This is a genomic window from Oleiagrimonas soli (assembly GCF_000761445.1).
GTDB lineage: Bacteria > Pseudomonadota > Gammaproteobacteria > Xanthomonadales > Rhodanobacteraceae > Oleiagrimonas > Oleiagrimonas soli.
Genome location: NZ_KN196470.1, coordinates 266,420 through 280,498, shown reverse-complemented (window position 1 = coordinate 280,498; position 14,079 = coordinate 266,420). Strand labels below are relative to the sequence as shown.

General features: G+C 65.9%; 11 protein-coding genes. 9 read left to right on the top strand and 2 right to left on the bottom strand.

Features of this window, described 5'->3' with window-relative positions; all coding sequences use genetic code 11:
* Positions 1-589 precede the first annotated feature (589 nt).
* From LF63_RS01230 to LF63_RS01200, 7 genes are all read left to right on the top strand, one after another.
* A complete protein-coding gene (locus LF63_RS01230; protein ID WP_043099083.1) occupies positions 590-1,501 on the top strand; it encodes a D-amino acid aminotransferase in 912 nt (303 codons plus the stop codon).
* On the top strand, positions 1,498-2,214 hold the full coding sequence (locus LF63_RS01225; protein ID WP_043099082.1) for a sulfotransferase-like domain-containing protein: 717 nt from the start codon (positions 1,498-1,500) through the stop codon (positions 2,212-2,214). Before LF63_RS01230 ends, LF63_RS01225 begins: the two co-directional genes overlap by 4 nt.
* 455 nt (positions 2,215-2,669) lie before the next feature.
* Complete coding sequence (locus tag LF63_RS01220) at positions 2,670-3,701, top strand: GGDEF domain-containing protein (RefSeq protein WP_052394509.1); 1,032 nt, start codon at positions 2,670-2,672, stop codon at positions 3,699-3,701.
* 230 nt (positions 3,702-3,931) lie between these two features.
* Positions 3,932-5,851: a potassium transporter Kup gene (locus LF63_RS01215; RefSeq protein ID WP_052394507.1), complete on the top strand. Its 1,920-nt coding sequence runs from the start codon at positions 3,932-3,934 to the stop codon at positions 5,849-5,851.
* Positions 5,852-5,931: 80 nt separating this feature from the next.
* Positions 5,932-7,488, top strand: a complete 1,557-nt coding sequence (locus LF63_RS01210) for a sensor histidine kinase (protein ID WP_043099081.1) — start codon at positions 5,932-5,934, stop codon at positions 7,486-7,488.
* Positions 7,485-8,192, top strand: coding sequence for a response regulator (locus LF63_RS01205; RefSeq protein WP_043099079.1), 708 nt, complete (start codon positions 7,485-7,487; stop codon positions 8,190-8,192). Before LF63_RS01210 ends, LF63_RS01205 begins: the two co-directional genes overlap by 4 nt.
* 446 nt (positions 8,193-8,638) lie before the next feature.
* Entirely contained in the window at positions 8,639-9,058 is a 420-nt protein-coding gene (locus tag LF63_RS01200) for an EF-hand domain-containing protein (RefSeq protein WP_152569200.1), read from the top strand.
* Between the two features lie 355 nt (positions 9,059-9,413).
* On the opposite strand, the gene LF63_RS15095 is transcribed toward LF63_RS01200, so the two are convergent.
* Together LF63_RS15095 and LF63_RS01190 are read right to left on the bottom strand one after the other, a co-directional pair.
* Positions 9,414-10,664, bottom strand: a complete 1,251-nt coding sequence (locus LF63_RS15095; RefSeq protein WP_052394505.1) for a GGDEF domain-containing protein — start codon at positions 10,662-10,664, stop codon at positions 9,414-9,416.
* Between the two features lie 134 nt (positions 10,665-10,798).
* Positions 10,799-12,778 (bottom strand): S1 family peptidase, encoded by a 1,980-nt coding sequence (locus LF63_RS01190; RefSeq protein ID WP_043099076.1) that lies wholly within the window; start codon positions 12,776-12,778, stop codon positions 10,799-10,801.
* Between the two features lie 169 nt (positions 12,779-12,947).
* Between LF63_RS01190 and LF63_RS16065 the strand changes: the two genes are divergently transcribed.
* Together LF63_RS16065 and fghA are read left to right on the top strand one after the other, a co-directional pair.
* Complete coding sequence (locus tag LF63_RS16065; RefSeq protein WP_184655062.1) at positions 12,948-13,106, top strand: hypothetical protein; 159 nt, start codon at positions 12,948-12,950, stop codon at positions 13,104-13,106.
* A gap of 76 nt (positions 13,107-13,182) precedes the next feature.
* Positions 13,183-14,013 carry an S-formylglutathione hydrolase gene (gene fghA, locus LF63_RS01185; RefSeq protein ID WP_043099074.1) on the top strand — a complete coding sequence of 277 codons (831 nt, stop codon included), beginning with the start codon at positions 13,183-13,185 and terminating at the stop codon, positions 14,011-14,013.
* The last annotated feature ends 66 nt before the right edge of the window (positions 14,014-14,079 follow it).

Sequence of the window (14,079 nt, the reverse complement as noted above, 5' to 3'; positions counted from 1 at the left end):
CGCTTGATCACAAATGCATGCTTTTAACAAGGCATCGAAGGATGTCCCGCACAGGTTCATTACCTATGCCAACACTTGCTGCACTCATGTCGCGTATTGAGAAGTTAGTTCTCTATACGCAATCTACGTCGGTGCACTACGGGACAACCTCGGATCGAACTAGCGCGCCATGTGGCTCTTTGCCACTTAGAGCATGTCCGCACAACTTATAGAGCGAGCAAGAATCGGTTTGGCGACAGCTTCTGCACACGGAAGTTGCGGCAAAAGTGGGGTCTCAACTGCTTTCCTACGACGCAGTTATGCGGTTGTCTGCACCGCTGACGAGCCTGCCGATGCGTTGCCGGCTGGTTGGCATTGCGAGTTTGTCGGGCCCCGGACGCGAACATTGTGCATAGCCACCGGGAAATGCGAACTCGAATCACGCGCGGTTTCGCGATGTCAGTCGCGACGAAACAATGGGTGCGATCAGTTTAACCGAGCAAGATCGCTCCGCCTGCGAGCAGCGAATGCGCCACGCGCCGCGCGACGAATTTGCTACCGTAGCGGCGTTGCGGATGGATGCCCCCTTCGCCCTGCCGGAATCCGTTGCATGACCGAACCCGTCACCACCCACCAGGCCGAAGACGATCCGCGCAACGCGGACATCCTGATCTACGTCAACGGTCGCATCGTGCCCAAGGCCGAGGCCGTGGTCAGCGTCTACGACAGCGGTTTCCTGATGGGCGACGGCGTGTGGGAAGGCCTGCGTCTGTATCACGGGCGCTGGGCGTTTCTCGACGATCATCTGGACCGCCTGTTCGAGAGCGCGAAGGCGCTCGATCTGGACATCGGCATGGATCGCGAGGGCGTGGTCGCCGCGCTGGAATCCCTGCGCGAAGCCAACGGCATGCACGACGACGTGCACGCGCGGCTGATGGTCACGCGCGGGGTGAAGACGCATCCGTTCCAGCATCCGTCGCTGTCGCGCTCGGGGCCGACGATGGTGATCCTGATGGAGCATTCGCGGCCGTCGATTCCACGGCCGGTGCGGCTGGCGACGGTGCCGCATGTGCGCGGCCTGCCGATGACGCAGGACCCCAAGCTCAACACGCACTCCAAGCTCAACTGCATCCTCGCCTGCATCGCCGCCGAGAAGGCCGGCGCGGACGAGGCGCTGATGCTGGACGTGCACGGCTTCGTCAACACCACCAACGCCTGCAACTTCTTCATCGTGCGCAAGGGCGAGGTGTGGACCTCGACCGGCGACTACTGCATGAACGGCGTGACCCGCGCCAAGGTCATCGAGCTGTGCCGCGAGCACGGCATCCCCGTGCACCAGCGCAACTACTCGCTGGTGGACGCCTACGGCGCCGACGAGGCCTTCCTCACCGGCACCTTCGGCGCGCAGACGCCGGTCGGCGCCATCGACGGCCGCCCCATCGGCAACGGCGGCATGGGTCCGGTGACCGAACGCATCCGCGCGCTGTACAAGGAACGCATCGCCCGGGAGTGCGGCGCATGAGAATCGCCATGTGGTCGGGCCCGCGCAATCTGTCCACCGCGCTGATGTACAGCTTCGGCGCGCGCGAGGACTGCGCGGTCTGGGACGAGCCGTTCTACGCCGCCTATCTGAAGGCGACCGGCCTCGATCATCCGATGCGCGATGCGGTCATCGCCGCGGGCGAAACCGACCCGTCGAAGGTGGCGGCGGCCTGCGAAGGGCCGATTCCGGACGGTCGACCGCTGCACTACCAGAAGCACATGACGCTGCACATGATCGACGGCTTTCCGCGCTACTTCATGCGCGCCTGCGAGAACGTGTTCCTGATCCGTCATCCGGCGCGCGTGATCGCCAGTTACGTGCGCAAGCGCGAGGCGCCGACCCTGGACGATCTCGGCTTCGTGCAGCAAGTCCGACTGTTCGACGAGGAAGCCGACCGCCTCGGCCGCGCGCCGCGGGTCGTCGACAGCGCCGACATCCGCGCCCGCCCGCGCGAAACGCTGACCGCCCTGTGCGAAGCGCTCGGCATCCGCTTCAGCGAACGCATGCTGCACTGGCCCGCCGGCGGCCATCCCGCCGACGGCGTGTGGGCGTCGCACTGGTACGGCGCGGTGCACCGCTCCACCGGCTTCGACGAACCGGAAGGACCGCTGCCCGAACACGACGGCGACAGCGCGCGCCTGACCGAAGCCGCCCTGCCGCATTACGAGAAACTGCGCGCCTACGCGCTCTGAGTTTCGCGGCCGTACGCGTGCCGTAGGAAGCAAAGGTGGCGCGCGCCCTGCGGATCGGCGGTGTCCAACAGCATGCAACGCGCCCCGGACGGCGGGGGCAACGCGACGACCCGATCGCCGCATCCGCCCTCTTTCTGCCACGGTGGCCGGCCCCCGCTGGGACGAGTCCGGCCATGTCTCCCCACCGCGCTCCGCGGCGATGAAGCCATGGCCGTGCCGGCGGCAGCGTGCGCAGACGCAGACTTCGGAATCAGGTGCCCCGGCCTTTCTTGCCCGCTTCGCGCATGTGCATCGGCCGCATGGCTGCGCGTATCATGCTTGCGATCACGTGCGTCGATGCCCGCGCATACCGAACGCGCATGAAAACGACCCGTCCACGCACGGCTGAACCCATGCGTGCCGCGTCTCGCACCCCGCTACAGACCTGACCGCATCGACCGCCGCCCAGATTCGCCATGTCCCCGACCGATCCCGCACTTGCCCCGTCCGAAGTCGTTGTCCGCCTCGCCGACGTCATCTCGCAGGCCGATTCGCTGGAGAATCTGGTCCGGCCCCTGCTGGAACTGCTGGAATCGGTCACCGGACTGGAATCGACCTACCTGACCACCGTCGATCTGCAGGCCGGCATGCAGCGCATTCTCTACGCGCGCAACACCTCGAGCCTGCAGATTCCCGAAGGCACCGCGGTGGCATGGGAAGACACCCTGTGCAAGCGCGCGCTGGACGAGGGGCTTCGGCACACCGACGACGTGCCGGCCATCTGGGCCGATTCGGCGGCCGCGAAAGCGCTCGGCATCATGACCTACGCCAGCACGCCGGTGCACACGCCGGACGGCACTCTTGTCGGCACGCTGTGCGCGGCCAGCGACGAACGCAAACCGCTGCCGACAGGCGCGGACAGGGTGCTGGACATGTTCTCGCACCTGATCGCGCAGCAGGTCGAACGCGAACGTCTGATCCGCGAGTTGCGCGAAGCCAACCGCCTGCTGTCCGCCACCGCGCTCACCGACGAGGGCACCCGCCTGCCCAACCGCCGTGCGCTGCTCGCCGAGATGCGGCGGCGGCGTCAGGACGCTTCCTCGGCGTCGATGGAACTGCTGGTGGGTTACATCGACCTGGACCGCTTCAAGCACATCAACGACACCCACGGCCACGACACCGGCGACCACTTCCTGCGCGCCATGAGCGCACGCCTGCGACGCGCGTTGCGCGGCGACGATTTCGTGGCGCGCATCGGCGGCGACGAGTTCGTGGTGCTGTCGAGCGTACCGCCCAGGCAGGTCGACAAGGCGCTGAGCAGTCTGCGCGAACGTCTGCGCCGAACCACGCGCGGCCGCTTCCATCTGGACGCCGTCGTGCTCGAATACGCCGGTCCCAGCATCGAGGTCGTGGTCGCACCGCGCGAGGTCGAGGATCCGGAATCCGTACTCGCCCGCGCCGACGCCGCGATGTACGAGGTCAAGCGCGCGCGGCACGCGCAGCGCTGACGCGCAACGACTCGCGCGCGACCGAAAGGCTGCGCGCGCACGGCAAAGCTCTCCTTGCCACGGCTTTCGACGACGACGCGACACTGCGCGCGTCACGTGCACGGCACACCGGCAACCAGCGCATCGTGCGAAACTTTTACGCGCCTTTTACGCCGCCTCCTGTCGCCGCAATCCGCGCTTTACGTCCGCACGCCTACCGTACGCAGCGGTTCATTGCGGATATTCCCACCATGTCTTCGCCCACCGATTGCACGCCCGCCCCGGACGCGCATGCCCTGCACGCCGATTCCCACAAGCGCTTGGCGGCGCTGGCGCTCGGCGCCGTGGGCGTGGTCTACGGCGACATCGGCACCAGTCCGCTGTACACGATCAAGGAAATCTTCGGCGAACCGGGCATCGCGACCGCGCCGCAGAATGTGCTGGGCGCGCTGAGTCTGATCTTCTGGTCGCTGATCGTGGTGGTGTCGGTGAAGTACTTGTTGTTCATCATGCGCGCCGACAACAAGGGCGAGGGCGGCATCGTCGCCCTGATGGCCCTGGCGCAGCGCAGCGCGCGCAGCCGCCCGCGCACGGTGGCGACGATCGCAATTCTGGGCTTGTTCGGCGCAGCGCTGTTCTACGGCGACGGCGTCATCACGCCGGCCATGTCCGTGCTGTCGGCGGTCGAGGGACTGGAAGTCGCCGCGCCCAGCCTGGCGCATTGGGTGGTGCCGATCACACTGCTGGTCATCGTCACGCTGTTCGCCCTGCAGAAGCACGGCACCGAACGCATCGGCGCGGTGTTCGGGCCGGTCTGCGCGATCTGGTTCCTGAGCCTGGCCGCGCTGGGCGTGTACGGCATCGTGCAGGAACCGAGCGTGCTGCGCGCGGTGTCGCCGGTCTACGCCGTCGACTTCTTCGTGCACAACCGCATGCAGGCGTTCTTCGCGCTGGGCGCGGTGGTGCTGGCCGTCACCGGCACCGAGGCGCTGTATGCGGACATGGGCCACTTCGGCAAGCGCCCGATCCAGGGCGCATGGTTCACGCTGGTACTGCCAGCGCTGGTGCTGAACTACTTCGGCCAGGGCGCGCTGGTCATGCTGCACCCGGAGACCGTCGCCAACCCGTTCTACCATCTGGTGCCGCGCGCGCTGCTGTACCCGATGATCGCGCTGGCCACCATCGCCACGGTGATCGCTTCGCAGGCGGTGATCTCCGGCGCGTTCTCGATGACGCGCGAAGCCATGCAGTTGGGCTACATGCCGCGCATGCGCGTGGTGCATACGTCGCGCAACATGTCCGGCCAGATCTACGTGCCGTGGATCAATCGCATGCTGATGATGCTGGTGGTCGGCGCGGTGATCGGCTTCCGTTCCTCGGACAACCTCGGCGCGGCCTACGGCATCGCCGTGACCGGCACCATGGTCATCACTACCCTGCTGGCGCTGGTGGTCGCGCGATTCCGCTGGGGCTGGCGCTGGCCGACGATCGTGCTGGTCGGCGCCGGACTGCTGGTCGTCGATCTGGGTTTCTTCAGCGCCAACGCGACGAAGATCGCCAGCGGCGGCTGGTTCCCGCTGGCGCTGGGTCTGTGCGTGTTCGTGCTGATGACGACCTGGCGGCGCGGCCGCGCCCTGGTCGCACGCACGATCCGTCAGGGCGGCGTGGCGCTGGCACCGTTCCTGCAGAGCCTGGCCGAACATCCGCCGCGCACGGTGCCGGGCACGGCGATCTTCATGACCGCCGACCCCGAGCAGGTGCCCAATTCGATGCTGCACAACCTCAAGCACAACAAGGTGCTGCACGAACGCAACGTGCTGCTGACCGTGGAGATGCTGGACACGCCCAGCGCCGACGCCGACGAGCGCATCGACCTGCACGACCTCGGTCACGGCATGTACCGGCTGCAGCTGCGCTACGGTTTCGACGAAGACCCGGACGTTCCCGCCACGCTGCTGCAATGCGGCGCCGTGGGTGCGACGTTCGATCTGATGGACACCACGTTCTTCCTGTCGCGCGAGACCGTCGTCTCCGGTGACCACGACGGCGGCATGGCGACCTGGCGCGACCGCCTGTTCGCATTCCTGTCGCGCAATACGATGACCGCCACGGCGTTCTTCCGCATCCCCGGCAATCGCCTGATCGAGCTGGGCGCGCACGTGGAAATCTGAGCCGTGCGCCACGCCCGGTTCACGCGTGCAGCAGACCGATATCCGTCGCCTCGCGGATGCACTAGGCTTACGCTCCAAGCATGAGCGCCCACGCTTCCGACGCCGTCACCGAACCGCTGCCGTCCCGCCGACGCAGCGGTCTCGGCGCGTACGCCTATGCGACGCTGGCGACGGCGCTCGCCTTCGTGCTCGCCTTCGTCGCCGACCGCTACCTCAGCGTCGCCAACCTGGCGCTGATCTTCCTGACCGCGGTCCTTGCCGTCGCCGTGCGCACGCGCATGCGCGTGGCGGTCTACACCGCGGTGCTGTGCTTCCTCGGCTACAACTTCTTCTTCACGCCGCCGCGCTACACCTTCACCATCGACTCCGCCGACGATGTGCTGACCGTCGGCCTGTTCCTGGTCGTGGCGCTGGTGTGCAGCCGGCTGGCAACGCAGCTGGCCGACAAGGTCGCTTCGCTGCGCGCCGCACAGGTGCGCGCCAGCGCGCTGCTGGAACTGGGCCAGCGCCTGACGGCCGACCGTGACGAAGCCGCGCTGCACGCCGTCACGGTCGAAATCGCCGCGCGCGCCCTGCAGACCACGACGGCGGTGCTGGTGCGCGAGGGCGAACCGTCCGCCTGGCGCGTCGCCGCATCCGCTCCGCACACGCCGACGCTGAACCCGTACGATCTCGCCGCCGCCGACTTCTGCGACCGCCTGGCCGCCCCGGCCGGACGCGGCACCCAGCGCGCCGGACGCGCCCATGCCTGGATGATTCCCCTGCACGCCGATGCCCGGCGACACGGCGTGCTGGCGCTGTTCGACGCCGAGAGCCGCGACCTGCCGGACAGCGACCAGCGCCATCTGGCCGAAGCCTTCGCGCGCACGATCACGCAAGCACTGGAACGCACGCGGCTGGCCGAGGCGTTGGAAAAAGCGCGCGTGGAGGGCGAGACCGAGCGCCTGCGCAACGCCCTGCTGTCGTCGGTCTCGCACGACCTGCGCTCGCCGCTGGTGTCGATGATCGGCGCCGCCGGCACGCTGTCGAGCTACGAAACGCAGCTGCCACCCGAGGAACGTCGCCAGCTGCTCGACGCCATCGTCGAGGAAGGTGAGCGACTGGACCGCTACATCCAGAACCTGCTCGACATGACGCGCCTCGGTCACGGCGAACTCACCCTGCGCCGCGACTGGATCGATGCTGCCGAGATCGCCGCCGCGGCCATCGAGCGCCTGCGTCGCCTGCATCCGCAGCAGCGCATCGACGCGCAGCTGCCGCGCGAGCCGGTGCTGCTGTACGTGCATCCGGCGCTGGTCGAGCAGGCGCTGTTCAACATCCTCGAAAACGCCGCGCACGTGTCGCCGCCGGAGGCTCCGATCCACGTGCATGTCGCGGCCGACGAAGACGAGCTGCGCATCGACGTGACCGATCACGGACCCGGTATTCCCGAGGCCGAACGCGAGCGCATTTTCGACACGTTCTACTCCGTGGCCCGCGGCGACCGCGGACCGCGCGGCACCGGCCTGGGCCTGTCGATCTGTCGCGGACTGATCGGCGCGCACGGCGGCCGCGTCGAAGCCCTGCCCACGGCACACGGAGGCTGCCTGCTGCGCATGACCCTGCCGCGGCCCGAACCGCCGGAGGTGGATGCATGAACGCCGCCTCGCCGCGTATCCTGGTGATCGACGACGAACCGCAGATCCGCCGCTTTCTCGACATCGGCCTGCGCGCCGAGGGTTACCAGGTGCTGCAGGCCGCCAACGCCGAGGAAGGGCTCGCCCTGGCCGCGACTCAGGCGCCGGACCTGGTGATCCTCGACCTCGGCCTGCCCGACCGCGAAGGCCACGAGGTCCTGCGCGAACTGCGGCAATGGAGCCGCGTGCCGGTGCTGATGCTGTCCGTGCGCGACGCCGAAAGCGAGAAAGTGCGCGCGCTGGACCTGGGCGCCAATGACTACGTCACCAAACCGTTCGGCATCCAGGAACTGATGGCGCGGCTTCGCGCCCTGCTGCGCGACCGCCTGGTCGCCGAAGACCCGGAAACGGCGCCGCTGTACGACGACGGTCGGTTGCGCATCGACCGGCTGCGCCGCGAAGTCCACCTGGACGGCGTGGAAGTGGCGCTCACGCGCAAGGAATACGCCGTGCTGTCGATGCTGCTCGCGCACGCCGGACGCGTGGTCCCGCAGCCGCTGCTGCTGCGCAAGATCTGGGGCCCCACGCACGCGCAGGACACACACTATCTGCGCATCGTGATCGCCCGCCTGCGGCAGAAGCTGGGCGACGACGCCGCCGCGCCGCGCTGGCTGAAGACGGAACCCGGCGTCGGTTACCGCTTCATCGACGCGCCTCAGACATGACTTCGAGGCATACGTCGCGCACAACATGTGTCACGAAACCCTTCTGCATCGTGAGCACGCCCATACTCACCGATCGCATATCACCTCCGCTCGGCACCCAAACGGGGCATGCTTTTGCTGCATCTCGCAGGCACTGCAAGATTTTTGGATGGCTATACGCCTATCCGCTACCAAATCCACATAGGAAAATCGCGCGGAAATCATATACGCAAAACATTAAATACATTTAAATTCATGCGCTTGCCACCTTCCGGCAGCACGACAGCGGATCATTCGCCAGAGCATTTGCACCGACAACGCCCCTAGGAGTATGTTGTTGTCGACGCAGGATTTTCACACCGCCTGCGCCATCCGTCCGCGCAGGCCCGCAGTCCTGCCCTATCAAGGACGATGTGAACATATGGCAACGCGCGCCACGCGGCTCCGTACATTCGGAGGTTATTGCCATGAAAAACATCAAACCCCTGACATGGACCGCAGCAATCGCGTTCTGTCTTGCCTGCGCGCCATCGCTTGCAGCACAGCCGGAAAGCACATTGAAGACCACCCTTCGGTCTTCCACGCCAACGATGATAGGCGACGCCTCTCAGGACATGGTCGTGACCGTGCGAAAGGTGTATTTCTTTGCATCGCTGGACCGTAACAACAACGGCCTCCTGAGCCGCGCCGAGCTTCCCAAAGACATGGTCGATCTGCGTCGCAACTTCCTGCGTGCCGACTACGACCACAATGGGCAGCTTTCGCCCATGGAATACATCCTGTACTCGCGGGGTCTCGCTCCTCGGTACGCCGGCGTGTCTCATGCCTATATCTACGTGTTCGACCCGCCGACACGGCACTCGCAGATCATTCGCACACGAATGTGATTTCACGATCCGGCATGCGTGCACCGCTTACGCGCGCATGCCGGACACTGTGAGCGACTCAACTGGGTGCTGTTGCCAAACGCATTCAGAACATGTATGAAACTCGCCGCACATTTATTTGCGGACGTCTTGAGATTCTCGGCAACCCGACCGACGCATATGTGCGTTCACCATGCAATCGACCCCTGCTCTGCAATCGGTCGCTCACCTGATACCGAGCCACGCGCAAATCGCTGCGGCAAGAGAACAGAGCACAAGCATCCAGATGCCACTGTAGCTGCCGTATCCACAAGTGGATGCAGGCACTGCTAAAAGCACATCCCGTACGCCAGTACGCGCATGTCCAATCATCGGCTTACCGCGTCGCGCCGTGCTTGTGCGCGTACATGTTGCGATCGGCGAAGGCGTAGAGGGCAGTCACGTCATCGCCGTCGTCGGGATAGACCGACACGCCGATGCTTGCGCTCACCTGCAGGTCATGCGATTCGATCGTGATCGGCTGCTGCAACGTCTCGTGCAGTTTCTCCGCCACCCGATCGGCGGCCTGACGATCCGGAATATCGGCCAAGATCACCGCGAATTCGTCGCCGCCCAGACGCGCCAGCAGATCGCGCTGGCGCATGCAGGCCACCAGACGCTGCGCGATGCTCTGCAGCAGCAGATCGCCGACGGCATGTCCGTGCATGTCGTTGACCTGCTTGAACCCGTTGAGATCGATCACCAGCACCGCAAGTCGAGCCTTGCGCTCACGGCACGTGCGCACGGTCTGCAGCAGATGGCGCAGGAACAGGCGGCGGTTGGGCAGATCGGTCAGCGCATCGTGCAACGCCGCGTGCTCGGCTTTGTTCATCTGCTCTTCGAGCAGCGTGAAGATCAGGCCGGTGGCGACCAGGAACTTGGGCAGGTTCCAGACTTCCTGCTCGACATGGGCCTGCGGCCACAACACACCCACCATCACGCTGACCGGGAACACCATCGCCCAGGCCAGGAAACTCAGCGTCGTGAAACGCACGCCCACGGTGGCCTGCTCGCTGGCCATGCGAAAGAACACCGCCGCCGCCAGGTAGTGCCAGAACAGCGACCAGTTGAGCGCCATGCCGCCCTGATCCAGGTACAGCAGCACGGCCTGCACGGCGTAGGCCAGCAGCAGGATCGCGCCGCGAATGTAGCGCTCAGTGCGATCGCCCAGACGCCGCCCGCTGCAGAACACCCACAGCGAGGACACCAGACCCGCCGCGGTCAGCACGTAGTAGACCGCGTCCTGCGTGACGCCGTAGATCAGCGCGACGTAGAACAGGGCGTCGGGAATCGACGAAAGCAGCGTGACCGGCAGATCGTGCGAACCGACATTGCGCCGCATGTCGTTGCCGGCCCAGATGAAGGCCATGCTGGTCAGCAGCAGCATCACCACTGAAATCGCGGTGGCCGGCTCGGCCACGGCGGACACGTTCTGGCTGACGAACTGCGCGGCGATGTGGATCAGGATCAGGACCCACCCCACCAGCCAGTAGCGGAGCCGGGTCTGCCGAGTGCGCTTGAGCAGGGACCAGAACGCCGCGACCAGACCGCCGATCGCCAGGAAATCCGGTAGCACCGTGAAATTCATTTCACTCCACGCACTTCAGCCCGAAGATGCAGAACCCTTGAAAGGCCGCGTCCATGCCCTAGCGGCACGGGTGTGGCGCTCCTGGACGAGTATAGGGCAGCAGCGCGACTGCGCGCGCCGCGCCCGTGGCGCAATCATGGATTGCGTATCTTCAGACCATCCAGCAACAGCTTGAGTTTCGCCGCCATCACCGGTTGCGGCTGAGCGCCTTCGCGATGGTAGTAAACCGGGTACAGCACCTGCGGATTCGACTCGGCGAGCGGGCCGGCGACGGCGGTGATCTTCATGATGTCGTCGTCGTTGCGCGCCACGCCGTCGTAGGGGTGTCGGCGATGCTCGACCTTGTGCCAGGTGCTCTTGAAGTTGTCTTCCATGTCGCTGGTCGGCTGGGCCAGACGCGCCACGTTGATGGCGTCGCTGTCGTACGGATTGGGCGCCGCCCAGACGTCGGCCACACCCCACACCACCTTGCCGTGCTCGCGGAAGAAGCTGAAGCCGAGCGTGAGCATGCTGTCGGGCTGGATCTTCTGCAGCGCCGGCGTCCAGGAAAGATGCAGCGCATCGGAGGCGTAGCTGAAGCGCTTGCCGTAGTCGAAATCGATGCGGATGTCCTTGAACGCGTCGGGCAGCAGATCGCGCTGGGCCAGGAACGTCTTCCACTGCTGCAGCATGCCGTCGTAAGTGACGTACATGAAGTCGGTCAGCGCCTCGGCGTTGAGGCGGTAATCGTAGGTCTGCGACGCCTTCGCGAACTGCATGATGCCGACATAGCCGTCCGGCACCGGCAGCGTCGCCAGGATCACGTTGGTGTTGCCGTATGGCATCGGCCAGACGCGGATCTGCCAGCGACGATGCCACTTGTCCTCGTGCACGTAATTGCGCACCGGCTCGCCCATCGAGACGATCTTCACGCGGTCGTTGCCGACGCGACGCTTCATGTACCCGGTGCGCAGGATCAGGTCCATCAGCGTCTTGGGGTCGTGGTACAGCTTCGCCGCCGAAAGGCTGTCCGGGCGGCGCAGATGCATCAGCAGGTTGTCGCGGTAGGAACCGACCTCGATGTAGCCGTTGTCGGACAGGGTGACCTTGCGGCTGCGCTTGCCGGCCAAGCCCCACTGGCCGTTGTTGTCGCGCGCCACCACGCTGGGGAAGTTGCTCATGCTGGACACTTCGTGCAGCAGTTCGCTCGATCCTTCGCCGTTCGGGAACATCGTGTCCGGATCGATCGCCAGCAGTTTCTTCAGCTGCTCCTTCGAGTAGTCGCGCTGCAGCCGGTCGTAGGCCTTGAAGAACGCCTGCTGACTCAGCGGCAGCGCGAACGCGCCCTTGAAGATGTTGTGCAGCGTGGTGTCGAACACGTCGAACTGGTACGACACGCGCTCGTCGATATCGGCCTTGTCGTCCGGCGCATTCAGCACCTCGCCGATGGGCAGGGCGTAGTTGAGGTTCTCGTTGGCCGACTTCATCAGCACCACGCCGATGACCTTGCCGTGCGCGTCCAGCAGCGGGCCGCCGCTGTTGCCGGGCGAGGCCGCCGCGGAGAAGCGCATCCACTTCCAGCTGCCGGCCTGCTGTTCGGGCGTGTCGGAGGTGTACAGACCGTCGCGGATCACGATGCCGGTGCCCAGCGCGTTGCCGACGGCGTAGACCACCGTGTTCATCTGCGGATGGATGTCCACCGGCAGCATCGACTCGCTCGGCGGCTGCTTCAGCGAGAACATCACGAAGTCCTTGCGCAGCGAGAACTTCAGGATCTTGTCGATGGCGTAGACCTTGCCGCTGGCATCGCGCAGCGCCAGCGGACCCCACAGGCTGTCCAGGCCGATCATCAGCACGTGACCGGCGGTGACGTAGCGGTTGTGGCCGATGGCGAAGGCCGTGCCGACCGAATAGTACTTGTCGTTGCGCTCCTGATAGGGCAGCAACTCCATCGGCAGCTTGCGCGCGTAGGTCAGCGGATCGTCGGTCGGCTTGGCCGCGACCACCTCGAACGTGGACGCCTGCACGTTGGGCAGCAGTTTCGGATTCATGCTCGCCGCGTGCGTCACCCCCTGCGCGCCCAGTCCTACCAGCACCAGCATCGCCAGCGCGACGCTTCGCATCCATCGTTTCATCGTGTCCGCCTTGTCATGTCCCTGTTGCGATCGACGCGCCGCCGCTCGCGGCGCGCTCCCGGCAACATGCCACAAGCGGCGACCAGAAGCACTGCATGCGCGAATGCCCCGTATGCCGTGGGTATTGCTACCCTGTAGCCTGTTCCGCCACGTCTCGATCGATCGCTTCATGGGCTGCTTTCCGTTGATCTTCACCTTCGCGCTGGGCACCGGCATCGGCTACGCCGTGAACGGTCCTTCGGGCGCGCTGTGGGGCGCGGGCATCGGCCTGCTGCTGGGCATCGTGTCGGGCGTGGCGTTGGTCAAGGCGATGCGCCGCGGAGGCTGAACGCCGTTCCGGCACGCATGCCTCTGCCGGCGAGCGACCGGCGACGTCATTCATGGAACGATCGGAGGTCTTCCCCATGCAACGCATCGAACAACACGCCAGCTTCGACGGCTCGCAGGAAGTCTGGACGCACGACTCGGCAACGCTCGGCTGCGCCATGAAGCTCGGCGTCTACCTGCCGCCGCAGGCGCAGCAAGGCCCCTGCCCGGTGCTGTACTGGCTGTCCGGCCTCACCTGCACGGAACAGAACTTCATCACCAAGGCCGGCGCGCAGCAGTTCGCCGCCGAACACGGCATCGTGGTGATCGCGCCGGACACCAGCCCGCGCGGCGAGGACGTGGCCGACGACGAAGCCTACGACCTCGGCCAGGGTGCGGGCTTCTACCTGAACGCCACGCGCGAACCGTGGGCGAAGCACTACCGCATGTACGACTACGTTACCCGCGAACTGCCGGCGCTGGTCGCCGAGCATTTCCCGGTGACGGACGCACGCTCGATCTTCGGTCACTCGATGGGCGGTCACGGCGCGCTGGTGATCGCGCTGAAGAATCCGGGCACATTCCGCAGCGTGTCGGCGTTTTCGCCGATCGTCGCGCCCACGCGCGTGCCGTGGGGCGAGAAGGCTTTTTCGGTCTATCTCGGCGACGACCGCGAAGCATGGAAAGCGTGGGATACCTGCGAGCTGGTGGCGCAGGCGAGCGAGAAGCTGCCGCTCCTGATCGACCAGGGCGAGGCCGATCCGTTCCTGGCCGAACAGCTGCGCCCGCAGTGGCTCGAGGAAGCCTGCGCCCGTGCCGATCACCCCTGCGACGTACGCATGCGCCCCGGCCACGACCACAGCTACTACTTCATCGCCAGCTACATGAGCGAGCACTTCGCCCACCACGCCGCCGCGCTGAAACGCTGACACGCGCACGCACGCACGACGGAAAACGCGCGGCCCGTTCGGGTCGCGCGTTTTTTCTGGGGATGC

What these genes read in the sequence shown, in the direction of transcription:
- LF63_RS01230 (WP_043099083.1), top strand. Translation starts at nt 590, where the DNA reads ATGACCGAACCCGTCACCACCCACCAGGCCGAAGACGATCCGCGCAAC.
- LF63_RS01225 (WP_043099082.1), top strand. Translation starts at nt 1,498, where the DNA reads ATGAGAATCGCCATGTGGTCGGGCCCGCGCAATCTGTCCACCGCGCTG.
- LF63_RS01220 (WP_052394509.1), top strand. Translation starts at nt 2,670, where the DNA reads ATGTCCCCGACCGATCCCGCACTTGCCCCGTCCGAAGTCGTTGTCCGC.
- LF63_RS01215 (WP_052394507.1), top strand. Translation starts at nt 3,932, where the DNA reads ATGTCTTCGCCCACCGATTGCACGCCCGCCCCGGACGCGCATGCCCTG.
- LF63_RS01210 (WP_043099081.1), top strand. Translation starts at nt 5,932, where the DNA reads ATGAGCGCCCACGCTTCCGACGCCGTCACCGAACCGCTGCCGTCCCGC.
- LF63_RS01205 (WP_043099079.1), top strand. Translation starts at nt 7,485, where the DNA reads ATGAACGCCGCCTCGCCGCGTATCCTGGTGATCGACGACGAACCGCAG.
- LF63_RS01200 (WP_152569200.1), top strand. Translation starts at nt 8,639, where the DNA reads ATGAAAAACATCAAACCCCTGACATGGACCGCAGCAATCGCGTTCTGT.
- LF63_RS15095 (WP_052394505.1), bottom strand. Translation starts at nt 10,664, where the DNA reads ATGAATTTCACGGTGCTACCGGATTTCCTGGCGATCGGCGGTCTGGTC.
- LF63_RS01190 (WP_043099076.1), bottom strand. Translation starts at nt 12,778, where the DNA reads ATGAAACGATGGATGCGAAGCGTCGCGCTGGCGATGCTGGTGCTGGTA.
- LF63_RS16065 (WP_184655062.1), top strand. Translation starts at nt 12,948, where the DNA reads ATGGGCTGCTTTCCGTTGATCTTCACCTTCGCGCTGGGCACCGGCATC.
- fghA (WP_043099074.1), top strand. Translation starts at nt 13,183, where the DNA reads ATGCAACGCATCGAACAACACGCCAGCTTCGACGGCTCGCAGGAAGTC.